The sequence below is a fragment of the Rahnella sp. R3(2024) genome, assembly GCF_042920125.1.
GTDB classification, from domain to species: domain Bacteria; phylum Pseudomonadota; class Gammaproteobacteria; order Enterobacterales; family Enterobacteriaceae; genus Rahnella; species Rahnella rivi.
Genome location: NZ_JBHGBU010000001.1, coordinates 1,530,505 through 1,552,965, shown reverse-complemented (window position 1 = coordinate 1,552,965; position 22,461 = coordinate 1,530,505). Strand labels below are relative to the sequence as shown.

The window sequence follows — 22,461 nt, the reverse complement described above, 5'->3', positions numbered from 1 at the left end:
CCCCGCAAGGGGCTTTTTTACGTATGGCCTAACAGGAAGAATGCGTTGCTGTTTCTTCGCCTTGAGCAAGAATGCCCACCAGAATGTCGCAGGGATCGAGGATGGTAAACATCATGTCGCCAACGATGCGGCGTTGCTCTTTATTTCTATGATAATTAGCCACTATTTCAGGGGGTAACGTTTTTAAAATCTCATCAATTGTTCTCATAACTATTCCTTTAGTGTGATTTTTGAACACTCTACTGTTTAAATAATGCATTTCCTATACCGGTTCAGCTAAGCCCCGCGTCAGGCCACTCAAAATCATGCACTCCACCTCGCTGACCTAAATGGCGTAATTTATTTAACAAGTGCGATTTGTTAACTTTCATATCCCCATGCTCGTCATAAATAAATCCCCAGTACTGGTAAAAAGAAGCCAGCCCCGGAACAGGTCTGCTTATTTTCAGGAGTTTTACATCAACGATATCTGCAAACATAAAAAAAGGCGGCTTATTCAGCCGCCCAAGACACAGGGAATCTTACAAGTGGAACAAGCGCATTAGCCTTACGTTAACCTTTCACCCCGCCTGCCGTTAAGCCGCCGACAAGCCAGCGTTGGGCAATCAGGAACACTGCCGTAATCGGGATGGCGGACAATATGGCTGCCGCCGCGAAATCGCCCCACAGGTAGTTTTGCGGGTTCAGGTATTGCTGCATCCCGACTGCCAGGGTGTAGCTGTTGACGTCACGCAGCAGTAACGACGCCACCGGTACTTCGGTGATGGCCGCGATGAACGACAGAATAAAGACCACCGCCAGAATCGGTACCGACAGCGGCAGCAGCACCAGACGGAAAGCCTGCCACGGGGTGGCGCCGTCCAGCGCGGCGGCTTCTTCCAGCGAGCCGTCGATGGTTTCGAAATAGCCTTTGATGGTCCAGACGTGCAGCGCGATGCCGCCCATGTACGCGAAAATGACGCCGCCGTGGGTGTTCAGGCCGAGGAACGGCACGTACACGCCGAGGCGGTCGAACAGGGCGTATAACGCCACCAGCGACAGTACCGCCGGGAACATCTGGAAGATCAACATTCCCTTGAGCAGCGAACTTTTACCGCGGAATTTCATGCGGGCAAACGCGTAGGCGCAGGTGGTGGAAAGGGCGACGATCCCGATCGCGGTAATCACGGCGATTTTGATCGAGTTCCACAGCCACAGCATCACCGGGAACGGCGGCGGCGTGATGCTGCCGTCGCTGTTAGTGACGGCGATACCGAGCGCCAGTTTCCAGTGATCCCACGACACCTGATCCGGGATCAGGCTGCCGGTGGCGAAGTTACCCGGCCGCAGCGAGATGGCGAACACCATCAGCAGCGGGAACAAGATCAGCGCCAGAAAGCACAGCAGCAAAAGATGCGTCACCAGCAATCTGACTTTCTGCGACTTAGGTTTAACCATGGGCATTGTCTGTTTCTCCTTAGTCGAATTTCATGCGTGAGGCTTTCAGGTTCACGATAGCCAGCGCACCGACCAGCAGGAAGATCAGCGTGGCAATCGCCGCCGCCAGCCCGAAGTCCTGCCCGCCGCCGCCTTCGAAGGCGATGCGATAGGTGTAACTGACCAGCAAATCGGTATGGCCCGCTGGCGTGGTGGTGCCGAGCATGTCCGGTCCGCCGTTGGTCAGTAACTGAATCAGCACGAAGTTATTAAAGTTAAAGGCAAAGCTGGCAATCATCAGCGGCGTCAGCGGTTTGATGAGCAAAGGCAGCGTGATGCGGAAGAAGTTCTGCATCGGCGTCGCGCCGTCCATCGCCGAGGCTTCGTAAAGATCGTCGGGAATGGCTTTCAGCAGGCCCATACACAGGATCATCATGTACGGATAACCGAGCCAGGTGTTGACGATAATGATCATGCTTTTGGCGGTCCACGGGTCGCTGAACCATGCCGGTTTGATGCCAAAAAGCGCGCTGAGCATCAGGTTGATCTCACCAAAACTCTGGTTGAATAACCCTTTGAAAATCAGAATCGAGATGAACGCGGGAACGGCGTAAGGCAGGATCAACAGGATGCGGTACGCCGCTTTACCTTTCAGCTCTTCCCACTGCACCACGCAGGCCAGCACCATGCCGACAGCCACCGTCAGCACCACGGTCAGCAGGGCAAACACCACGGTCCAGACGAAAATCGACAGGAAGGGTTTCTGGATCCCTTCGTCATGCAATACGCGCAGGAAGTTGCCCCAGCCGATGCCGACGGTAAAGCCGGGGCTGAGTTTTTCTGCCTGCCATTCACCCTGAGCGTTCACTGCCTGATAGAAACCGGTGTCCATGTTCGGACGGTAAATGGTGCCGGTTTGTACGTTGGTCAGCTCTTTCCCATCTTCACCCCGTTTGTACAACGACTGCGTGCCGGAGAACTGGCGCAGGGAGCTCATGCGCAGCGTTTCTCCGTCGGGTAATTTCGCCAAAATCTGGCCCAGCGCCAGGCGGTTTTGCGTCACCACCCGCAGCCCGGCTTTTTCAGCGGAAGGGGCGGTCTGCGGCAGCATCTCCAGCGTTTGCGGCGCGGAGGCGTTAAAGGCAAAAGGCGGAGAAACCAGCGTCTCGCTGTTATCTGCCAAAGTCAGTGCCAGCTGCCATTTGTCACCGGCAGGGTAGAGCGCGAAATTGAGTGCTTTTCCGCCCTGGAATTCACGGCCCATCAGCACCGACTGCGCGCGCTCAAAGGTCAGCTGGTTGGTACTGCTGTAGTTGGTGAAGGCAATCGCGATGGTGCAAACCAGCGGGAACAGCACAAATAACGACATCCCGGCCAGGCCGGGGTAGACGTAGCGCCACGAGTAGGCGCGGCGGTTGCCATAAATATACAGGCCGAGGCTGGAGAGAATCAGCGCCAGAACGGCAAAAAGGGTTTCGCCCTGCGCATACATCAGCACGATCAGATAACCGGATAAGCAGGCGAGCAGGGCGATGACCAGCCACTTGAACGCATTGCCCAACGGTCTTTTTTTGGCTACTGGCATAAGGACAATCCTTGTGGTGGCGGTGCGCAACCCGAAGGCTGCGCACCGTTCATTGAGCTAATGCTTTGGCATTACTTGGTAATGCGTGTTTCTACGTCTTTCAGCGCTTGCGGAACGGTCTGACGGCCATTCACCGCGTTGATGATTGCGCTGCGTTCTGCATACCAGAAGGCGCTCATCTGCGGGATGTTCGGCATGATTTCGCCGTTCTGCGAGTTAGCCATGGTGGCGGCAATGCGCGGGTCTTTTTCCAGTTGTTCCTGATAAGACTTCAGCGCCACGGCACCCAGTGGTTTGTCCTTGTTCACGACAGCCAGACCTTCGTCGGTGATCAGGTAGTTTTCCAGGAACTCTTTCGCCAGTTCTTTGTTCGGACTGGCGGCGTTGATACCGGCCGTCAGCACGCCGACGAACGGTTTAGACGGCTTGCCGTGGAAGGTTGGCAAGAGCGTTACGCCGTAGTTGATTTTGCTCTTGTCGAGGTTTGACCACGCCCACGGGCCGTCGATGGTCATCGCGGTCTGGCCTTTGTTGAAGGCGGCTTCGGCGATGGAATAATCGGTATCGGCGTTGATGTGTTTGTTTTTCACCAGATCGATGATGAATTGCAGGCCAGCCTGCGAACCTGCGTTATTCACGCCGGTATCTTTGATGTTGTATTTGCCGTTTTCATACTTGAACGCATAACCGCCGTCAGCCGCGATGATGGGCCAGGTAAAGTACGGTTCCTGCAGGTTCCACATGATGGCGCTCTTGCCTTTGGCGCGCAGCTCTTTATCCAGCGCCGGGATCTCTTCCCAGGTTTTCGGCGCTTCTTTAATGATGTCTTTGTTGTAAATCAGTGACAGCGCTTCCACTGCGACCGGGTAGCCGATCAGCTTGCCGTTGAAGGTAACGGCATCCCAGGTAAACGGGAACAGTTTGTCTTTGAAGGTTTGGTCCGGGCTGATTTCAGCCAGCAGGCCGGACTGTGCGTAGCCGCCAAAACGGTCATGCGCCCAGAAGATGATGTCAGGGCCGCCGCCGGTCGCCGCGACTTGCGGGTATTTCTCTTCCAGCTTGTCCGGATGTTCTACCGTGACTTTAATGCCGGTGTCTTTTTCGAATTTCTTACCGACTTCCGCCAGGCCATTATAGCCCTTGTCACCGTTGATCCAGATGACCAGCTTCCCTTCTTCTATTTTAGCGAAGGCGGAAGATGACAGCACCAGCGTAGCCAGCGCCGAGAGTGCCAGTGTGTGTTTCACGACTTTCTTGATGAAAGGAGCCTTAATGCTGAGGGTCATAATCCAATCCTTTTGTAGTCGGTTTTTTTAACGTCTTAGACGGAAAATTCAGGGTACGCCGCCAGTGTGGATTCAACCCGGCAGCGCTTCATCATCCCCCCGTCTACGCCCCCGGCTCTCAGAATGTGATCCCGCCGACACTCTCAGGCGTTATGTGGTTCATCACTCAAAAATATGCTTCGTTTTTTGCCATTCAGATCACGAATTTGATTTTTGCTGTGAACTTTCATCCGGTTGCGCGAAAGCGTCATCCTCCCTGCTCCTCCCCCATGAAAAACTTTGTTACGGATGATTACGCTTAGCCGCTATTCCTTCACTCTTCGTTGCATTGAGTTTCATCGCTGGCAGCAAGTACAGGAGTTCAGGATGGCGAGCGTTTCCCTTAACAGCGTGTACAAAGCCTTTGGCGACACCGTGATTTCCAGCGACATCAATCTGGAAATAGAAGAAGGCGAGTTTGTGGTGTTTGTCGGGCCGTCCGGCTGTGGCAAATCAACCCTCCTGCGCATGATTGCCGGTCTGGAAGACATTACGTCCGGCGAACTGAAGATTGGCGATAAACGCATGAACGAAGTGCCCCCTGCCGAACGCGGCATTGGCATGGTGTTTCAGTCTTATGCGCTTTATCCGCATCTGTCGGTGGCAGAAAACATGTCTTTCGGCCTGAAGCTGGCCGGGACGAAAAAAGCAGAGATCACTCAGCGGGTGAATCAGGTGTCCGAAGTGTTGCAGCTGGCGCACCTGCTCGACCGGCGTCCGAAAGCCCTTTCCGGCGGACAACGTCAGCGCGTGGCGATTGGCCGTACGCTGGTGGCTGAACCGACCGTATTCCTGCTCGATGAGCCACTTTCCAACTTAGATGCCGCGCTGCGTGTGCAAATGCGTATTGAGATTTCACGCCTGCATAAGCGCCTGAAACGCACCATGATTTACGTGACTCACGATCAGGTCGAAGCGATGACGCTGGCCGATAAAATCGTGGTGCTCGATGCCGGACATATCGCGCAGGTCGGTAAACCGCTCGAGCTGTATCACTATCCTGCCAACCGTTTTGTCGCCGGTTTTATCGGCTCCCCAAAAATGAATTTCCTGCCGGTGAAAGTCACCGGTACTGAGCCTGCGCGCGTGCAGGTCGAGTTGCCAAACCGCCAGCAAGTCTGGCTGCCCGTCGAAGGCACCGACGTGAAAGTCGGCAGCAACCTGTCACTGGGTATCCGTCCTGAACATCTTCTGCCAAGCGACGTCGCTGAAGTGACGCTTTCCGGCGAAGTGCAGGTCGTCGAGCAACTGGGTAACGAAACACAGATCCACATCCAAATTCCGGCAATTCGTCAGAACCTGGTGTACCGCCAGAACGACGTGGTGCTGGTAGAAGAAGGTGCAACATTCGCCATCGGTTTGCCGCCACACCGCTGCCATCTGTTCCGCGAAGACGGAACAGCCTGTCGCCGGTTACACCCCGAACCTGGTGTTTGAAAGCACGCGATCCCCTACAGGAGAAAATGATGATCACAATGCGTAGTTCTTCCCTGGCGCTGGCAGTGGCTGCTGGCATCCTTTCTACACAAGCAATGGCGGTTGATTTCACCGGTTATGCCCGTTCGGGTATTGGCTGGACCGGCAGCGGTGGCGAGCAGCAATGTTTTAAAGCGACAGGCGCAGACAGCAAATATCGTCTCGGTAACGAATGTGAGACGTACGCAGAGTTAAAACTCGGCCAGGAAGTCTGGAAAGAAGGGGATAAGAGCTTCTACTTCGACACCAACGTGGCGTATTCCGTATCACAGCAAAACGACTGGGAGTCAACCGATCCGGCTTTCCGCGAAGCCAACGTGAAGGGTAAGAACCTGATCGAATGGCTGCCGGGTTCCACCATCTGGGCCGGTAAGCGTTTCTACCAACGTCATGACGTTCACATGATCGACTTCTACTACTGGGATATTTCAGGTCCTGGTGCGGGTCTGGAAGATGTGGATCTGGGCTTCGGTAAACTGTCTCTGGCAGCTACCCGTAACACCGAAAGCGGCGGCTCCTACGGCTATATCGCCGATCAGCGCAACGAAGTGCCAACCTCCAACGACGTGTTCGACGTTCGTCTGGCAGGCCTGCAAACTAACCCGGGCGGCGTGCTGGAGTTAGGTGTGGATTACGGTCGTGCCAATGCGCGTGACGGTTATTCCTTCGCTGACAATGCCACCAAAGACGGCTTCCTGGTGACTGCGGAACACACGCAGAGCATCTATAACGGCTACAACAAATTCGTCCTGCAATACGCCTCTGATTCCATGACCGATCCGGGCCAGGGCGCAGCAAACGGCCACTCTAACGGTGCGGCCATCGACAACAACGGCAGCATGATCCGCGTTCTCGACCACGGTGCTATCGACTTCAACGACACCTGGAGCCTGATGTATGTGGCGATGTATCAGGACGTTGACCGCGATAACAACAACGGCACCACCTGGTATACCGTCGGTGTTCGTCCGATGTACAAATGGACCCCGATCATGAGCACCTTGCTGGAAGTCGGTTACGACAACGTGAAGTCTCAGCGTACCAGCGATCGCAACGGTCAGTATAAAGTCACCCTCGCACAACAGTGGCAGGCTGGCGACAGCATCTGGTCACGTCCGGCCATCCGTGTGTTTGCAACCTATGCAAACTGGGATGAAAAATGGGGCTACGACACCGACAGCGGTTCAAACAATGGCTTAGCCATGAACGACACCAGCACCCGTACCTTCAGCCGTGGTAATGACGATGAAGTGACATTCGGCGCCCAGATGGAAATCTGGTGGTAAATTTTTCCTTCCTCCTTCGCGCTGCCGATGCGTTGGCTGCGCGTCCTCGCCCCGGTCACGTAGTGGTCTACGCTCCCGGGGACTTGGACGCTTGCCTCCTTCCGGCAACCCGAAAGAGTTTGGAAAAATGGCAATGTAAGCTTTAAAAAAAATCGCAGTAAAGAAGATGTGCTGGCTGGCGGATTATCGCTGATGACCGCCAGCCTTCATGGTGATTTCAAAGGAAACAACAATGAAAAAGAATCTGCTGTCACTGTGTCTGTCGCTGAGCCTGCTGGCTGCTGCCCCTGCGGTGGTGAATGCCGCGCAGAATGATGCGAATACCGCTCCGGCGATTTCCAGCCAGACCTTACGCAACCTTTCATGGACGCCGCTGGTTCCGCCAGTGACGCAGGATGTGACGCTAGGGACGACCAGCGTACAGATTAATCAGGGGCAAATTCAGGGCGCCGTCGGGGCATTCGCATTGCCTGCCGACCGTGGCTCGCTTGAGATCACGCTGACCAGTATCGCGACCGGGAAAACGCTGTATGCGCCAAATGTTCTGGTGCTGGATGAACAGATGCGTCCGGCGGCCTTTTATCCTTCCAGCTATTTCCCGTATCAGAAACCGGGGATCGTCTCCAGCGACCGTCTGGAAGGCACGCTGAAACTGACGCCAGCCCTGGGTCAGAAACAAATTTATCTGCTGGTGTACACCACCCGTCAGGATCTGGCAGCGACCACGCAGATGGTCAACCCGGCCAAAGCCTTTGCCGCTGGCGTGGGTAACGCGGTACCGGATATCCCGGATCCGATTGCCCGTCATACACCAACCGGCACGCTGAGCCTGAAAGTTACCGCCGAGCAGAAAACCGGTAACGTGATGATTGGTCAGATCTTCCCGTCTTCCGCCCCTGCGGCGGCAGCGCCGGTGGTTGTCGGCAGCACACAAGCTCCGGCACCTGCACCAGCCCCGGCCAAACCGTCTGAGCCAATGCTCACCGATTCAGAAACTTACTTCAACGACGCGATCAGGAAAGCGGTGAAAGCAGGGGATGTCGATAAAGCCCTGAAACTGCTGGACGAAGCCGAACGCCTGGGTTCAAAAACCGCCCGTAAAACCTTTATTGAAAGCGTGAAGCACTGAGTTTTTCAGCGCCTCCCCCTGTGAAGGGAGAGGCGCAACATCTCTCCCTTTCTCTTTCCCCCACCTGTTTGTTACCCTGTTGTTAATTCAATCAGCGGGGGATTTATGGCGTCTGCAAACTGGGTCGATTTATCGAAAGATAAAGACAGCGGGATCGAGACGATCCACGCCCATTTCGAAGGCCATGCGTACGATCCTCACTGGCATGACAGCTATTTAGTCGGCGTGACCCAATACGGATTGCAGCAGTTCAGCTGTCGTCGTCAGAAACATCAGAGCCTGCCGGGGAAAGTCTTTATGCTCGAGCCGGGCGAAATCCACGATGGTGATGCCGTGCAGCCCGGCGGTTTTACTTATCAGATGTTATATCTCGATCCGCAATGGCTGAGCCGCGAACTGGCGGCACGACGCGATTCCCTTTCATCTGCCGGTGATCCGAGTTTCGAAAATACCTTAGCGCAGGATCCGCAGCTGGCGCAGGCGACCTCGCTGGCGTTTCAGGCGTTGCACGGCAAAGAGCTGCGCATTGTGCGTCAGACCGCGCTCGACGGATTACTCAGCGCGCTGGGCGGGCATCTCACCTGGCAGCCGCCGCGTTTGCAGGGCGAAGCGCCGTGGTCACGCGTGGCGCATCAGGCGCGCGACTATCTGCATGCGCATCTGCATGAAGACATTGGCCTTGAGCAACTGGCGGCGGCGACCTGTGAAAGCCGTTTTGTGGTCAGCCGTGCGTTTAAAGCTGAATTCGGTTTACCGCCGCACGCCTACCTTATTCAGCTGAAACTTACCCGTGCGCGGGAAGGGCTGGCGCTCGGGCGTACGCCAGCAGCCGTCGCAGCCGATTTAGGGTTTGCCGATCAAAGTCATCTCGGGCGCTGGTTTCGCCGCGCCTATCAGCTCACGCCGGCACATTACCGGCGTCTGTGCACAAATCTTCCAGATTGAGAAAAAGTGACGGGTTAAGCTCAGATTTCAACTGAAACGGAGCCTGTCATAATGAATACGCCTGCCACCCTTTTACCTTCGCTGCCTGAACGCTGCGTGATCGTCATCAACCAGCAACTGGCCGCCGGACATGCCGCCAATGCCGCAGCAGTACTGGCGCTGACGCTCGGACAACGCCATCCGTCGCTGGTGGGCGCGCCGCTGATTGATGCCGATAACCGCGAGCATCCGGGGCTGATCCCGATCGGTATCAGCGTGTTAGTGGCCGATGCTGAACAACTGACGCAACTGCATCAGCATCTGCTCAATGACGATGAAATGGACGGCATTATTTTCCCGGTCGAAGGGCAGCAAACCACCGACTACGCAGCCTTTCGTGAGGCGGTTTCAGCGGTGCCGACAGAAAGCCTGCAACTGCTGGGGATCGCGCTGGCCGGAAATAAAAAAGGGGTCCGCAAGCTGACCGGCAAACTGGGATTACTGAGCTGATGCCTGTCATTTAACCGTCACATTCCTTCTCTACTCTCCTGATATTCACACTACTATCAGGAGTTTCACCGTGCGTAAGTCCCTCATTGCTCTGCTGCTTTTCACCCTCGGTTCCACCTTTGCCGTTCAGGCTGCTGACGAAGCCAAACCCTTTATCACGGCTCAGGAACTGGATCTGACCAAATATCTGCCTGCGCCGCCGGCGGATGATTCGGCAAAGACCAAAGCGGAACTGAAAGAATTGCTTGAGATTCAGGCCACCCGCACGCCGGAGCAGGAAAAAGCGGCGATTGCCGATGCTGAAGAAAACGTCTGGCGTTTTGCCGATGTGATGGGGCCGGATTTTGACGCCGCGAAACTGCCGAAAACCGCCGCGCTGTTTGACCGGATTATCGCGACCGAAGACGTGGTGGACGACCACGCCAAGAAAGCCTTCAACCGCCCGCGCCCGTACATGCTCGATGAACAAATCCATCCGCTGCTGAAAAAATCCAAATCCGGTTCATGGCCTTCCGGCCATTCGACGGTAGGGTATCTGATGGCGACGGTGCTGGGCGAAATGGTGCCGGAAAAACGCAACGCGCTGTTTACCCGTGCGGCCGGTTACGCGGAAAACCGTCTGGTGGCCGGTTTCCATTACCGTTCTGATACCGTCATGAGCCGCACCGGTGCTGCGTTGATCGCACAAAAAATGGAAGAGCAGCCGGATTTCAAAACGGAATTCGATGCGGCAAAAACAGAACTTCGCACCCAGCTGGGCCTGAAATAATTTTCGTCAGTTCCTGCCTTTCCGGTAAAGTGTGGGGCGTAAAACTCGCAGAGGAAGGGACTGATGGAATACAGATTCAAGCGAATGGCGTCACCGGTCGGGTTGCTGACCCTGGCGGCGAAAGGCGACAAACTGACGGCTATTTTGTGGGAATGTGAAATCGACGGACGCGTGCCTCTGGGTGAGATGACCGAAGACCCGGCGTTTCCCATCCTGCTGAAAACCGAGCAACAGCTGAACGAATATTTCGCCGGCGAACGCACGCGTTTTGAGCTGGAGCTCGATTTTACCGGCACCGTATTCCAGAAAGAAGTCTGGGCAGCGTTGCTGGAAATCCCGTTTGGCGAGACGCGCAGTTATAGCGATATTGCCCGGCGTATCGGCCGCCCTAAAGCGGTTCGCGCCGTCGGTGCCGCCAATGGCCGCAACCCCATTTCTATTGTGGCGCCTTGCCACCGTGTGATTGGCGCTTCCGGTAAGTTAACCGGCTTTGCAGGCGGGCTGGATAACAAGGCATTGTTATTAAAACTGGAAGGTCGTAAATCGTAAGGTTTTTATCGGGAAATAAATTGCTTGAAGTCCGCTTGTCAGTCGATGCATAGTCAAAAAATAAGCAGTAAATAAAAAAGACAACATCACTTACAGACGGAGTTCTACATTAATGGATCAGATTCAATCCCTCGAACAGTTCTTATCCTCAGTCCAGCAACGCGACCCGCATCAGGTCGAATTCTCCCAGGCCGTACGCGAAGTCATGACTACGCTGTGGCCTTTCCTCGAACAACATCCGCAATACCGCCGTTCGGCTTTAATGGAGCGTCTGGTGGAGCCGGAGCGTGTCATTCAGTTTCGCATTGCGTGGGTGGATGACAAAAATCAGGTGCAGGTGAACCGTGGCTGGCGCGTGCAGTTCAGCTCGGCCATCGGCCCGTACAAAGGCGGAATGCGTTTCCATCCGTCGGTTAATTTATCGATTCTCAAATTCCTGGGCTTTGAACAGACTTTCAAAAATGCGCTGACCACGTTGCCGATGGGTGGCGGGAAGGGCGGCAGTGATTTCAACCCGAAAGGCAAAAGCGAAGGCGAGATCATGCGTTTCTGTCAGGCGCTGATGCTTGAACTGTATCGTCATCTCGGGCCGGACACCGATGTGCCTGCGGGCGATATCGGCGTCGGCGGGCGTGAGGTCGGGTATATGGCGGGGATGATGAAAAAGCTCTCCAACAATACGGCCAGCGTGTTCACCGGCAAAGGCTTGTCGTTCGGTGGCAGTCTGATCCGCCCGGAAGCCACCGGTTACGGCCTGATTTATTTCACTGAATCGATGCTTAAACGTCACGGTCTGGATTTTGAAGGCATGCGCGTAGCGGTATCCGGTTCCGGTAACGTCGCGCAATATGCAATTGAAAAAGCCATGTCACTGGGCGCGCGGGTGATCACTGCATCCGATTCCAACGGCACCGTGGTCGATGAAGCCGGTTTCACCCCTGAAAAACTGGCGCTGCTGACGGAAATCAAAGCCAGCCGCGATGGCCGCGTAGCCGATTACGCACAAAAGCTCGGGCTGACGTATCTCGAAGGCCAGCAACCGTGGAATGTGCCGGTGGATATCGCGCTGCCGTGCGCCACGCAAAATGAACTGGATGCCGCAGCGGCACGCGTGCTGATTGCCAATGGCGTGAAAGCGGTAGCCGAAGGCGCGAACATGCCGACCACCATTGAAGCGACCGACTTGTTCACCGACGCGGGCGTGTTGTTCGCGCCGGGCAAAGCGGCGAACGCCGGCGGCGTGGCGACGTCCGGGCTGGAGATGGCACAGAACGCCGCGCGTCTGAGCTGGAAAGCCGAAGAAGTGGATGCGCGTTTACGTCACATCATGCTGGATATTCATCAGTCGTGCGTCGAGTACGGCGGCGAAGGCCGGCAGACGCAGTATGTGCGTGGCGCAAATATCGCAGGCTTCGTCAAAGTGGCGGACGCGATGCTGGCGCAGGGTGTGCTCTGATTTTAGGGCGTCACTTTTGGGGCAATGAATTTAGCTAACAAAAAAGCCACTTCGCGAGAAGTGGCTTAATTATATGATTCTAAAGCTAAAATTTGGTGGCCCTTGCTGGACTTGAACCAGCGACCAAGCGATTATGAGTCGCGTGCTCTAACCAACTGAGCTAAAGGGCCGAGGTGCGGGATTATACGGTAAACTTTGCTCAGAGGTCTATATGTGTTCGGTGTGTATGCGCGTTTTGTGCGCAGTTGCAGCATATTGTGATCGTTAACTATTTTATCGATAATCACTGCAAATACGTTTCAGGGCAAGATTATGATTACTGATATTATTGATAAGGATCTGACCGTGGTTTTTTGCGGTATCAATCCTGGTCTGTCGACGGCGCACCACGGTTATCATTTTGCTAATGCCAATAACCGCTTCTGGAAAGTTATCCATCAGGCCGGGTTTACTGTGCGTCTTCTTAAACCTGAAGAAGAGCAGCATCTGCTGGATACCGGCTGTGGTATCACCATGCTGGTAGAGCGCCCTACAGTGGAAGCGACTGAACTGGTGCGCGATGAGCTGCGGGAAGGCGGGGCGGCACTGACAGAGAAGATTGAACGCTATCAGCCGCGGGCGCTGGCGGTGCTGGGCAAGCAGGCTTTCAGTAAAGCGTTTGGTATCAGCAAGGTGAACTGGGGTCGTCAGGCTCTGAAAATCGGTGACACAGAGGTCTGGGTGCTGCCTAATCCCAGCGGGCTGAATCGTGCGACACTCGACAGCCTGGTCGCGTCTTACAAAGAATTGTATGACGCACTGAACGCCTGAGACGTCAGATAGACAGAATAAAAAAGCCCCGCCACTTCCAGAGGAGGGCGGGGCTTTTTAATGGCTGTCAGCCTGAGGACGACTAGTCGTCCAGGAAGCTGCGCAGCACTTCAGAGCGGCTTGGGTGGCGCAGTTTACGCAACGCTTTCGCTTCGATCTGACGGATACGTTCACGGGTTACGTCGAACTGTTTGCCCACTTCTTCAAGCGTGTGGTCAGTGTTCATATCGATACCGAAACGCATACGCAGAACTTTCGCTTCACGTGCGGTCAGGCCAGCCAGTACGTCGTGCGTTGCAGAACGCAGGCTTTCAGACGTGGCAGAATCCAGTGGCAGCTCGAGGGTGGTATCCTCGATGAAATCACCCAGATGCGAATCTTCATCGTCGCCGATTGGCGTTTCCATGGAAATTGGCTCTTTCGCAATTTTCAGCACTTTGCGGATTTTGTCTTCCGGCATCAGCATACGTTCAGCCAGCTCTTCCGGCGTCGGCTCACGGCCCATCTCTTGCAGCATCTGGCGGGAGATACGGTTGAGTTTGTTGATCGTCTCAATCATATGCACCGGGATACGGATGGTACGCGCCTGGTCGGCGATGGAGCGGGTGATAGCCTGACGGATCCACCAGGTCGCATAAGTTGAGAACTTATAACCACGGCGATATTCAAACTTATCAACGGCTTTCATCAGGCCGATGTTACCTTCCTGAATCAGATCAAGGAACTGCAGACCACGGTTGGTATATTTCTTCGCGATAGAAATAACCAGACGTAAGTTTGCTTCAACCATCTCTTTCTTGGCGCGGCGGGCTTTCGCTTCGCCGATCGACATGCGACGGTTAATGTCTTTGACCTGTTCAATCGTCAGGCCCGTTTCTTCTTCGATCTGACGCAGTTTCATCAGGCCGCGCTGCACGTCTTCGGTGACTTCTTTCAGCTTCTCAGACCATGGTTTACCCATTGCCAGAGCCGCATCAAACCAGGTATCGCTGGTTTCGTTACCGGCGAACAGATTGACGAAGTTTTTCTTCGGCATTTTGCACTGTTCAACGCACACCTTCATGATCAGACGTTCCTGAGTACGGACGCGATCCATCATGGAACGCATGCTGTTGACCAGGAAATCGAACTGTTTAGGCACCAGACGGAACTGTTTAAACACATCGGACAGCTTCAGAATTTCTTCAGCAGCGCTTTTGTGGTTACGGCCATTTTTCTTGATAACGGCACGGGTCGCTTCGTGTTGCTCACGCAGATCGGTGAACTTCTGGCGCGCCAGTTCAGGATCGATGCTGTTGTCGTCTTCAGCATCGTCGTCATCTTCTTCATCGTCGTCGTTGTCGTTCTGCTCTTCGGTGGTCAGTTCAGAACCTACGTGAGTGGCGGTCGGCGCGATTTCTTCTTCAGCGTTAGGATCAACAAAACCGGTGATCAGATCAGACAGACGAGCTTCACCTGCTTCCACACGGTCATATTGTTCTAACAAATAGGTGATAGCTTCAGGGTATTCAGCAACGGAGCACTGCACCTGATTGATACCGTCTTCGATACGTTTGGCGATGTCGATTTCGCCTTCACGGGTCAGAAGTTCAACGGTACCCATTTCGCGCATGTACATACGCACAGGATCGGTAGTACGACCAATTTCGGATTCAACGCTTGAAAGTACCTGTGCCGCGGCTTCTGCAGCATCTTCATCGGTATCAGGGCGGTTTTCGGCCAGCATCAAATCATCGGCGTCCGGCGCTTCTTCAAGAACCTGGATGCCCATGTCGTTAATCATCTGGATGATGTCTTCGATCTGATCGGAGTCGACGATATCTTCCGGCAGATGGTCATTGACCTCAGCAAAGGTCAGATAGCCTTGCTCCTTACCACGGGTGACAAGTAGCTTAAGCTGTGACTGCGGGTTTTGCTCCATAAGACGGTATCCACACTTCAGAGTATTTGGGTTCGTGTCGGTCGGGTGATATCGCCAACAATAACGTTAGGGGCGTTTATTGTGCCGCGGCCCACCAGGGCGGCTCTGCGCAGGGCCATGCCCCGCTTTTAATCGGCACTTAAGCCGTGTTCTGAGATAGCGCCTCACGCGCTACCGATATGTTCTAATTTTTAGTTCTTTCTCGCTAATACCTGATTCAGGGAACTGACTTCTGTGCGTTCCTCCGGGCTCAGGCCGTGCGTCCTGGCTTTTGCTATCAAGGTTTCAAGCCGTTGCTCTAAAATTGAGTCATACAGGCTGGCGAGCGTGGCACGAAATTCTTCTTCGACCATGTCCTCTACGATCATGTGGTTCCATGTCGCCAGAGTTTCAAGCTGTTGGTAGAACTTATTGTCGCGATAAAGTTCCAGTAACTGGCCGGTTGTCAGCCCCGGTTGGGCTAAGCAAGTGCTGACTAACTCGCTGAACAAATCCAGTCCAGGTTGCTTCGCTTGTTCCAAACCTTGCAGCGAGGGTATAAGTGTAGCCAGTTGTGGATTTTGTACCAGTAACCCTATAAGTATACGCATGGTTGTGCGTTTTAGCTGGGGCGCCTGATAGCTATTGCCATTCTCGGCCTGTTTGGGCATCAGCTTTTCGAGCTGACTGTCATCCAAAATGCCGAGCTTGTTCCCTAACTGCTGACGCAAATACATGCGCAATGTTTCACCGGGTACCTGACGGATCAGCGGCAATGCCAGCATACTCAATTTGGTCCGCCCGTCAGGGCTGCTCAAATCGACCTGCGGCATCAGCGAATCAAACAGGAATGTCGACAGCGGCATCGCCTGTTCCATTCGTTGTTCGAACGCGTCTTTACCTTCTTTGCGCACCAGAGTGTCCGGATCTTCGCCGTCGGGTAAAAACATAAACCGCAGCTGACGCCCATCGTTGAGATACGGCAACGCTGTTTCCAGCGCACGCCACGCGGCTTCACGCCCTGCACGGTCACCGTCATAACAGCAAACGACGGTATCCGTACTGCGGAACATCAGCTGAATATGGTCGGCCGTGGTGGATGTCCCCAGTGATGCGACGGCATAATCAATGCCGAACTGCGCCAGTGCCACGACGTCCATATACCCTTCAACCACCAGCAAACGCGTCGGGGTCGGGTGTTTCAATTGCGCTTCATAAAGGCCATAGAGCTGGCGGCCTTTATGGAAAATTTCAGTTTCCGGTGAGTTGAGGTATTTCGGGGTACCGTCACCCAAAACCCTGCCACCAAATGCAATCACGCGGCCACGCTTATCGCGGATCGGGAACATGACCCGTTCGCGGAAGCGATCATAGCTGCGTCCGTTGTCATTGGTGACCAACATACCGGCGTCAATCAGTGATGCTTTGTCATCGGCATTTTTACCAAAACGCTTTAAGGCGTTGTCCCAACCCGGCGGGGCGAAACCGATGGCAAAATGTTGGATGACGTCTGCACTTAAACCACGTTGGGCAAGATATTCCCTCGCGGGTGCACCTGCAGGTTGTTTAAGCGACTGTTGATAGAACTCGCTGAGCGGGGTCATCAACTGGTAGAGGCTTTGACGCTGGTGGCGTTCCATCTGGCTTGGACCCGTGCCTGCTTCATACGGCACTTCCAAACCTTGCATTGTCGCCAGTTCCTCAATGCTTTCGACAAACTCAAGTCTGTCATAGTTCATCAGGAAATCGACGGCATTGCCGTGGGCACCACAGCCGAAACAGTGATAAAACTGCTTATCGCCATTTACGGTAAATGAGGGTGTTTTCTCATGGTGGAAAGGGCAGCACGCGTGATAGTTTTTACCCTGTTTCTTGAGCTTTACTCGGGCGTCGATCAAATCGACGATATCGATGCGGGCCAGCAAGTCATTGATAAATACGCGCGGAATTCTCCCAGCCATAAGCCCCTTACTCACTAGCCTATAAACGAGAACAAGCCGCGCATCCCTTTCGGAAAGCACGGCCTTCGTATGCTACTACGCAGTCTGCGCGTTCTTAATATTGCAAATCACGCGATTGGGGTTACCCCCGAAGATTAATACAGACGAGTGCGACGTGCGTTTTCGCGAGCCAGTTTCTTGGCGTGGCGTTTTACTGCAGATGCTTTAGCGCGTTTACGTTCAGTAGTCGGTTTTTCATAGAACTCACGACGACGAACTTCGGCTAATACACCTGCTTTTTCGCAGGAACGTTTGAAGCGACGCAGAGCTACGTCGAACGGCTCGTTTTCACGTACTTTAATTACAGGCATGTGCCTCTCACCTCGATAAAATCGGTTTGTTTGCTGATGTTGTACCAGCACATTTCAAAATGGTGCGGAATTTTACTCCAATTCGCGTCGCCTTGTAAAGCATAACGGCAAATTGAAACGGGTGCTTTCTGCAACCCTTCTGCAACATTGTGCGCTCGCTTTTGCGTCGGGCGCCGATTATATACCAATCAACCCAAATTGCTCGACATTAATTGGCCGTAACGATGATTGATACTGAGGGGGGAAGTAACTGGCAGGAATGACCACGCGGATGCAGCGCCCGCAGGTGCTTGTGTGCTAAACTGCGCGCCGCAAGTTAGCCTGAAACTATGACGGAAAGAGTGATGCGAGTACTGGGTATTGAAACGTCCTGCGATGAAACCGGAATTGCAGTTTATGACAGCGAAGCCGGTTTGTTAGCTAACCAATTGTATAGTCAGGTAAAACTGCATGCAGATTACGGCGGCGTCGTGCCAGAACTGGCCTCGCGAGATCACGTCCGTAAAACAATACCTCTGATTCAGGCTGCGCTCAAAGAAGCCGGGCTGACCGCACAGGATATTGATGGTGTCGCGTATACCGCAGGTCCTGGCCTGGTCGGCGCGTTGCTGGTAGGGGCGACCATTGGCCGCTCTCTGGCATTCGCCTGGAATGTGCCCGCAGTGCCCGTCCATCACATGGAAGGCCATCTGCTGGCGCCAATGCTGGAAGATAATCCCCCTGACTTTCCGTTCGTTGCGCTGCTGGTGTCTGGCGGTCATACGCAGTTAATCAGCGTCACAGGGATCGGCGAATACACGTTGCTGGGCGAATCCATTGATGATGCGGCAGGCGAAGCGTTTGATAAAACGGCAAAATTGTTAGGTCTGGATTATCCCGGCGGCCCGCTTTTGTCGAAAATGGCCTCCGAAGGCGTAGCTGGGCGATTTACGTTCCCGCGTCCGATGACCGATCGTCCCGGACTGGATTTCAGTTTCTCGGGCCTGAAAACTTTTGCGGCGAATACCATTCGCGGCAATGACAGCGATGCGCAAACGCATGCGGATATCGCGCGTGCTTTCGAAGATGCCGTCGTGGATACGCTGGCGATTAAATGTAAACGCGCGCTGGAACAGACCGGTTTTAAACGGCTGGTCATGGCCGGGGGTGTCAGTGCAAACCGTACGCTGCGCGCAAAATTAGCCGAGATGATGACCAAACGCGGTGGCGAAGTTTTCTATGCCCGCCCTGAATTTTGTACCGATAACGGCGCGATGATCGCCTATGCGGGTATGGTTCGGTTGAAAACCGGTGCAACGCCAGACCTGGGCGTAACGGTTCGCCCGCGCTGGCCTTTGGCTGAATTACCGCCCGTCTGAGCCAACCTAAGCTGTCAAACTCAGGCGGTACAGAGGTATAAACCCATAAAAAAACGACCCACATGAGGTCGTTTTTTTTATGTCTGCAATGCGGGGTTATTCGTCTTTATTGCCTTTCGCCGCTTTACGTTTCTTTTTCAGCTTATCCCAGATTTTCCCTTCCTGACCACGCCACAGGCGCTGAATATTGTCGTGATGGCGCAACAGAATCAGACATGAAAGCATGGCCACCGGGAAGGTGAATTCGGGTTTAAACCACCAGACATAAAACGGTGCAATCAGCGCGCTCACGATGGCGCCAAGTGACGAGTAACCGCTCAGCAATACTGTCAGCAGCCATGTACCGGTCATCAGGCCGGTCAGGTCCCAGCCGATAGGGGCGATAGCACCGAAGGCCGTCGCCACGCCCTTGCCGCCTTTAAAGCGGAAGAAGACCGGGTAAATGTGGCCGAGGCAGGCCGCAATGGCCGTCAGGCCAAGATACATCGGTGGAATGTGGAAACTGTAGGCAAGCCAGACGGGAAGCATACCCTTGAGCACGTCGAAGATCAGGACGGCAGCGGCAGCCAGGCGTCCGCCCAGACGCAACACATTTGTCGCGCCGGGATTACAGGATCCTGCGGTGCGTGGATCAGGCAAACGGGCTACCCGGCAGACCAGAATCGCACTGGAAATCGAGCCGCAAAGGTAGGCGAAAATAATCATTCCAAGCGCGGTAGCACTCATAAAGCCGTTCCGTCTAATAAGGGTCGTTTTAATCGCAACATCCATGGATAATACGCATTTTCTGCTGGAAGTGGTATCCGGCTTGGCTAAAAACAGAGAAACGCGTGATGGATATCGTATTTATTGAGCAACTAAATGTAATCACTACTATTGGTGCCTACGATTGGGAACAGACCATTAAACAGAAACTGGTGTTCGATATCGAAATGGCGTGGGATAACCGCAAGTCGGCTTCCAGCGATGATGTGAATGACTGTTTAAGCTACGCGGATGTCAGTGAAGCCGTGATCGCGCATGTTTCCTCGCAAAACTTTGCTCTGGTGGAACGTGTCGCAGAAGAAGTGGCGACGCTGCTTCTGCAACGATTTAATTCTCCGTGGGTGCGGATCAAACTCAGCAAGCCCGGCGCAGTAGCGCAGGCGGCGAACGTCGGGGTGATCATCGAGCGCGGCCAACGTTTTTAATTCCGGTGATGGATAGAAATCAGAAACTGCTTGTCTATTGATTGTCATAAAGAAGCGTTAAAAGTAGATGCCGGTTCACAGGCCTCTGCTGATTGAAGCGGCTCAGTACGATGTCGCTTTTTTATTGTCTGCTGTGCAGCATATTTTCCCGCAAGCGGGTATCTGATGGGGTTGGGTAAGCTAATGATTGCTGAAAGTCATTCTTTGCTGGTTGCCGTTATTATGGGAGTGGTGGAAGGGCTGACCGAATTTTTACCGGTTTCCTCCACCGGGCATATGATCATTGTGGGTAATCTTTTAGGGTTCACCGGGGATAAAGCGAAATCATTCGAAGTGATCATCCAGCTGGGTTCTATTCTGGCGGTGGTGGTGATGTTCTGGCGTCGCCTGTTCGGCATGATTGGTCTGCACTTTGGTAAGCCACCGGTTCACGAAGGCACAGGAACCCGCCGTCTGAATCTGCTGCATATCCTTCTGGGCATGATCCCGGCGACAGTGCTGGGGTTGTTGTTGCACTCGCAGATCAAATCGTTGTTTGAACCTAAAAATGTGATGTATGCGCTGGTCGTCGGGGGCTTTTTACTGATTGCCGCCGAACTGTTCAAGCCGAAGAAGCCGCGCGCTGAAGGGCTGGATGACATGACTTACGCACAGGCATTTTTGATCGGTGTGTTCCAGTGTCTGGCATTGTGGCCGGGGTTCTCCCGTTCGGGAGCGACCATTGGTGGCGGGATGTTACTCGGCGTCAGCCGTTTTGCCTCGTCCGAATTCTCCTTCCTGTTGGCCGTGCCGATGATGCTGGGCGCCACGGTGCTGGATGTGTATAAAAGCTATGGTTTCCTGAGCATGGCCGATTTGCCGATGTTCGCCACTGGCTTTGTGACGGCGTTTATCGTTGCGCTGTTTGCGATCAAAACCTTCCTGGCCGTGATCAAGCGTATCTCGTTTATTCCGTTTGCGATCTACCGCTTCTTCGTGGCACTGGCGGTTTACTTCGTCTTTATTGCCTGATTTCAGCGAATATAAAAAAGCCCCGTGACAATGTCCGGGGCTTTTTTTCATGGGTTTTCCGCCACAACGGAAGATCAGATTGCGGGTTCCTGCGCGGCTTTCCATTGTGCCAGAATCTGCGTCCGTCGCTTTTTCAGCTCATCGCGGATTTCTATCCCCTGAAAACCGTCATCGAGCACTTCTTTATTCGAAATACTGCTCGCGATGTTAAAGGCTTCACGCAGGTAATCCCCCTGCGGATAGGGATTGTTTTCAAAGGTTGTGCGTCCGCGGGCATCGGCTTCACTGGTCATGATCATTTGCTCAAGACGCTGCGGTTTACGCCAGACATCGATGGTATCAAACAGTTTTAACAGGGTTTCCGGGCGCAATTTATTCACGGTATGGATGAGATCGTGGAACTCTGCCACCAGCTTCGCCAGATCACGAATATGCGTCGGGATTTTCAGCCGCTGGCAGAGGTTCTCCACCAGTTTCACGCCTGCCGGGCCGTGGCCGTGATGGGCTGGCCAGAATTGCGGCGGGGTCAGGGCCTTGCCCAAATCATGGCAAAGCGCCGAAAAACGCACATCAACATCTGGCGTCAGCTGGCTGGCTATTTTCAGCGTCATCAGGGTATGTATGCCGGTATCGATTTCCGGGTGCCATTTCTCCGGCGCGGGTACGCCAAACAGCGCGTCAATTTCCGGGAACAGGACTTTCAGGGCGCCGCAGTCGCGCAGCACCTGGAAATACACCTGCGGATCCTGCGTCTGCAACGCCTTCTCCGTCTCCTTCCACACACGTTCAGGCGTCAGGGCTTCCAGTTCACCGCTTTCTGCCATCTGCTGCATCAGCGTGCGGGTTTCCGGGGCAACCGTAAAACCTAAATGCGCAAAGCGCGCGGCAAAGCGGGCAACGCGCAGAACACGCAGCGGATCTTCGCCGAAAGCGTCGGAAACGTGGCGCAACAGGCGCAGCCCGATATCACGCTGGCCGTGGTAAGGATCGATAAGTTCGCCTTCTTTGCTTTTGGCGATGGCATTGATGGTCAGATCCCGACGCATCAGATCCTGTTCCAGCGTCACGTCCGGCGCGGCGTAACAGGTAAATCCGTTGTAACCGGCACCTGATTTCCGTTCCGTTCTCGCCAGCGCGTATTCATCGCGGCTGACCGGATGCAGGAAGACCGGAAAATCTTTACCGACCTGCTGATAACCGTTTTCCAGCATGTATTCAGGCGTAGCGCCGACGACCACCCAATCGTGTTCAGACACAGGCAGGTTTAATAAACTGTCTCGGACTGCGCCGCCAACCAGGTAAATCTCCACGCGATAACTCCTGAAGTAAGGTCAATTCAGCACATCTCGGCGCTGAAATAAAGAAGGGACTCTGACGTTATCATAGCAAACCTGGTCTTCATCATCGCCGGTAACTGCTGTTTGTTTACCGGATAATGGAAACAAGAAAAGGCACC

Annotated in this window: 22 protein-coding genes and 1 tRNA gene; 12 read left to right on the top strand and 11 right to left on the bottom strand. The window is 54.1% G+C overall.

Translation table 11 applies throughout. From position 1 onward, the window contains the following. Positions 1 to 28: 28 nt before the first annotated feature. The 5 genes from ABSH60_RS06950 to malE form a co-directional block, all read right to left on the bottom strand. Entirely contained in the window at positions 29 to 208 is a 180-nt protein-coding gene (locus ABSH60_RS06950; protein WP_122096248.1) for a hypothetical protein, read from the bottom strand. Between the two features lie 64 nt (positions 209 to 272). Further along, positions 273 to 479, bottom strand: a complete 207-nt coding sequence (locus ABSH60_RS06945) for a hypothetical protein (protein WP_390973309.1) — start codon at positions 477 to 479, stop codon at positions 273 to 275. Positions 480 to 552: 73 nt separating this feature from the next. After that, on the bottom strand, positions 553 to 1,443 hold the full coding sequence (gene malG / locus ABSH60_RS06940) for a maltose ABC transporter permease MalG (RefSeq protein ID WP_056782385.1): 891 nt from the start codon (positions 1,441 to 1,443) through the stop codon (positions 553 to 555). 13 nt (positions 1,444 to 1,456) lie between these two features. Further along, positions 1,457 to 3,001, bottom strand: coding sequence for a maltose ABC transporter permease MalF (gene malF, locus ABSH60_RS06935; RefSeq protein WP_390973307.1), 1,545 nt, complete (start codon positions 2,999 to 3,001; stop codon positions 1,457 to 1,459). 71 nt (positions 3,002 to 3,072) lie between these two features. After that, complete coding sequence (malE, locus tag ABSH60_RS06930) at positions 3,073 to 4,287, bottom strand: maltose/maltodextrin ABC transporter substrate-binding protein MalE (RefSeq protein ID WP_056782383.1); 1,215 nt, start codon at positions 4,285 to 4,287, stop codon at positions 3,073 to 3,075. A 366-nt stretch (positions 4,288 to 4,653) separates the two neighbouring features. Between malE and malK the strand changes: the two genes are divergently transcribed. From malK to gdhA, 8 genes are all read left to right on the top strand, one after another. Next, positions 4,654 to 5,763, top strand: coding sequence for a maltose/maltodextrin ABC transporter ATP-binding protein MalK (gene malK, locus ABSH60_RS06925; protein WP_056782382.1), 1,110 nt, complete (start codon positions 4,654 to 4,656; stop codon positions 5,761 to 5,763). A 26-nt stretch (positions 5,764 to 5,789) separates the two neighbouring features. Continuing rightward, positions 5,790 to 7,088 carry a maltoporin gene (locus ABSH60_RS06920; RefSeq protein WP_162997873.1) on the top strand — a complete coding sequence of 433 codons (1,299 nt, stop codon included), beginning with the start codon at positions 5,790 to 5,792 and terminating at the stop codon, positions 7,086 to 7,088. A 232-nt stretch (positions 7,089 to 7,320) separates the two neighbouring features. Further along, positions 7,321 to 8,217: a maltose operon protein MalM gene (gene malM, locus ABSH60_RS06915; RefSeq protein ID WP_056782380.1), complete on the top strand. Its 897-nt coding sequence runs from the start codon at positions 7,321 to 7,323 to the stop codon at positions 8,215 to 8,217. Between the two features lie 105 nt (positions 8,218 to 8,322). Further along, positions 8,323 to 9,162 carry an AraC family transcriptional regulator gene (locus ABSH60_RS06910; RefSeq protein ID WP_056782379.1) on the top strand — a complete coding sequence of 280 codons (840 nt, stop codon included), beginning with the start codon at positions 8,323 to 8,325 and terminating at the stop codon, positions 9,160 to 9,162. Positions 9,163 to 9,213: 51 nt separating this feature from the next. After that, positions 9,214 to 9,651 carry a DUF2000 family protein gene (locus tag ABSH60_RS06905; RefSeq protein ID WP_390973304.1) on the top strand — a complete coding sequence of 146 codons (438 nt, stop codon included), beginning with the start codon at positions 9,214 to 9,216 and terminating at the stop codon, positions 9,649 to 9,651. A gap of 70 nt (positions 9,652 to 9,721) precedes the next feature. Next, positions 9,722 to 10,420: a phosphatase PAP2 family protein gene (locus ABSH60_RS06900; protein ID WP_056782377.1), complete on the top strand. Its 699-nt coding sequence runs from the start codon at positions 9,722 to 9,724 to the stop codon at positions 10,418 to 10,420. A 63-nt stretch (positions 10,421 to 10,483) separates the two neighbouring features. Beyond that, positions 10,484 to 10,969 (top strand): methylated-DNA--[protein]-cysteine S-methyltransferase, encoded by a 486-nt coding sequence (locus ABSH60_RS06895; RefSeq protein WP_390973302.1) that lies wholly within the window; start codon positions 10,484 to 10,486, stop codon positions 10,967 to 10,969. A gap of 112 nt (positions 10,970 to 11,081) precedes the next feature. Then, positions 11,082 to 12,425, top strand: a complete 1,344-nt coding sequence (gene gdhA, locus ABSH60_RS06890) for an NADP-specific glutamate dehydrogenase (RefSeq protein WP_390973300.1) — start codon at positions 11,082 to 11,084, stop codon at positions 12,423 to 12,425. A 93-nt stretch (positions 12,426 to 12,518) separates the two neighbouring features. On the opposite strand, the gene ABSH60_RS06885 is transcribed toward gdhA, so the two are convergent. Continuing rightward, positions 12,519 to 12,595 (bottom strand) — tRNA-Ile (locus tag ABSH60_RS06885). A 142-nt stretch (positions 12,596 to 12,737) separates the two neighbouring features. Here ABSH60_RS06885 and mug point away from each other — a divergent pair. Next, entirely contained in the window at positions 12,738 to 13,235 is a 498-nt protein-coding gene (mug, locus tag ABSH60_RS06880; RefSeq protein WP_390973298.1) for a G/U mismatch-specific DNA glycosylase, read from the top strand. Between the two features lie 82 nt (positions 13,236 to 13,317). Here the strand turns inward: mug and rpoD are convergent, their stop codons facing one another. The 3 genes from rpoD to rpsU all read right to left on the bottom strand — a co-directional run bounded on the left by rpoD (position 13,318) and on the right by rpsU (position 17,446). Continuing rightward, a complete protein-coding gene (gene rpoD, locus ABSH60_RS06875; RefSeq protein WP_056773019.1) occupies positions 13,318 to 15,156 on the bottom strand; it encodes an RNA polymerase sigma factor RpoD in 1,839 nt (612 codons plus the stop codon). A gap of 191 nt (positions 15,157 to 15,347) precedes the next feature. Beyond that, on the bottom strand, positions 15,348 to 17,096 hold the full coding sequence (dnaG, locus tag ABSH60_RS06870) for a DNA primase (RefSeq protein WP_056773016.1): 1,749 nt from the start codon (positions 17,094 to 17,096) through the stop codon (positions 15,348 to 15,350). Between the two features lie 134 nt (positions 17,097 to 17,230). Beyond that, on the bottom strand, positions 17,231 to 17,446 hold the full coding sequence (gene rpsU / locus ABSH60_RS06865) for a 30S ribosomal protein S21 (RefSeq protein WP_001144069.1): 216 nt from the start codon (positions 17,444 to 17,446) through the stop codon (positions 17,231 to 17,233). A gap of 344 nt (positions 17,447 to 17,790) precedes the next feature. On the opposite strand from rpsU, the gene tsaD reads away from it, so the two are divergent. After that, entirely contained in the window at positions 17,791 to 18,804 is a 1,014-nt protein-coding gene (gene tsaD, locus ABSH60_RS06860) for a tRNA (adenosine(37)-N6)-threonylcarbamoyltransferase complex transferase subunit TsaD (protein WP_122096474.1), read from the top strand. A gap of 96 nt (positions 18,805 to 18,900) precedes the next feature. On the opposite strand, the gene plsY is transcribed toward tsaD, so the two are convergent. Further along, entirely contained in the window at positions 18,901 to 19,530 is a 630-nt protein-coding gene (plsY, locus tag ABSH60_RS06855) for a glycerol-3-phosphate 1-O-acyltransferase PlsY (RefSeq protein ID WP_390973280.1), read from the bottom strand. Between the two features lie 107 nt (positions 19,531 to 19,637). Between plsY and folB the strand changes: the two genes are divergently transcribed. Continuing rightward, positions 19,638 to 19,994, top strand: a complete 357-nt coding sequence (gene folB / locus ABSH60_RS06850) for a bifunctional dihydroneopterin aldolase/7,8-dihydroneopterin epimerase (RefSeq protein WP_056773007.1) — start codon at positions 19,638 to 19,640, stop codon at positions 19,992 to 19,994. A 183-nt stretch (positions 19,995 to 20,177) separates the two neighbouring features. After that, the gene (gene bacA, locus ABSH60_RS06845) at positions 20,178 to 21,005 is read left to right on the top strand and encodes an undecaprenyl-diphosphate phosphatase (protein ID WP_390973278.1); all 828 of its coding nucleotides are present in this window, start codon (positions 20,178 to 20,180) and stop codon (positions 21,003 to 21,005) included. Between the two features lie 74 nt (positions 21,006 to 21,079). On the opposite strand, the gene ABSH60_RS06840 is transcribed toward bacA, so the two are convergent. Further along, positions 21,080 to 22,315: a multifunctional CCA addition/repair protein gene (locus tag ABSH60_RS06840; protein ID WP_390973276.1), complete on the bottom strand. Its 1,236-nt coding sequence runs from the start codon at positions 22,313 to 22,315 to the stop codon at positions 21,080 to 21,082. Positions 22,316 to 22,461 lie beyond the last annotated feature (146 nt).

Bases quoted from the DNA above. Each gene is read 5' to 3' on its own strand.
- ABSH60_RS06950 (WP_122096248.1), bottom strand. From the start codon at position 208: ATGAGAACAATTGATGAGATTTTAAAAACGTTACCCCCTGAAATAGTG.
- ABSH60_RS06945 (WP_390973309.1), bottom strand. From the start codon at position 479: ATGTTTGCAGATATCGTTGATGTAAAACTCCTGAAAATAAGCAGACCT.
- malG (WP_056782385.1), bottom strand. From the start codon at position 1,443: ATGCCCATGGTTAAACCTAAGTCGCAGAAAGTCAGATTGCTGGTGACG.
- malF (WP_390973307.1), bottom strand. From the start codon at position 3,001: ATGCCAGTAGCCAAAAAAAGACCGTTGGGCAATGCGTTCAAGTGGCTG.
- malE (WP_056782383.1), bottom strand. From the start codon at position 4,287: ATGACCCTCAGCATTAAGGCTCCTTTCATCAAGAAAGTCGTGAAACAC.
- malK (WP_056782382.1), top strand. From the start codon at position 4,654: ATGGCGAGCGTTTCCCTTAACAGCGTGTACAAAGCCTTTGGCGACACC.
- ABSH60_RS06920 (WP_162997873.1), top strand. From the start codon at position 5,790: ATGATGATCACAATGCGTAGTTCTTCCCTGGCGCTGGCAGTGGCTGCT.
- malM (WP_056782380.1), top strand. From the start codon at position 7,321: ATGAAAAAGAATCTGCTGTCACTGTGTCTGTCGCTGAGCCTGCTGGCT.
- ABSH60_RS06910 (WP_056782379.1), top strand. From the start codon at position 8,323: ATGGCGTCTGCAAACTGGGTCGATTTATCGAAAGATAAAGACAGCGGG.
- ABSH60_RS06905 (WP_390973304.1), top strand. From the start codon at position 9,214: ATGAATACGCCTGCCACCCTTTTACCTTCGCTGCCTGAACGCTGCGTG.
- ABSH60_RS06895 (WP_390973302.1), top strand. From the start codon at position 10,484: ATGGAATACAGATTCAAGCGAATGGCGTCACCGGTCGGGTTGCTGACC.
- gdhA (WP_390973300.1), top strand. From the start codon at position 11,082: ATGGATCAGATTCAATCCCTCGAACAGTTCTTATCCTCAGTCCAGCAA.
- mug (WP_390973298.1), top strand. From the start codon at position 12,738: ATGATTACTGATATTATTGATAAGGATCTGACCGTGGTTTTTTGCGGT.
- rpoD (WP_056773019.1), bottom strand. From the start codon at position 15,156: ATGGAGCAAAACCCGCAGTCACAGCTTAAGCTACTTGTCACCCGTGGT.
- dnaG (WP_056773016.1), bottom strand. From the start codon at position 17,096: ATGGCTGGGAGAATTCCGCGCGTATTTATCAATGACTTGCTGGCCCGC.
- rpsU (WP_001144069.1), bottom strand. From the start codon at position 17,446: ATGCCTGTAATTAAAGTACGTGAAAACGAGCCGTTCGACGTAGCTCTG.
- tsaD (WP_122096474.1), top strand. From the start codon at position 17,791: ATGCGAGTACTGGGTATTGAAACGTCCTGCGATGAAACCGGAATTGCA.
- plsY (WP_390973280.1), bottom strand. From the start codon at position 19,530: ATGAGTGCTACCGCGCTTGGAATGATTATTTTCGCCTACCTTTGCGGC.
- folB (WP_056773007.1), top strand. From the start codon at position 19,638: ATGGATATCGTATTTATTGAGCAACTAAATGTAATCACTACTATTGGT.
- bacA (WP_390973278.1), top strand. From the start codon at position 20,178: ATGATTGCTGAAAGTCATTCTTTGCTGGTTGCCGTTATTATGGGAGTG.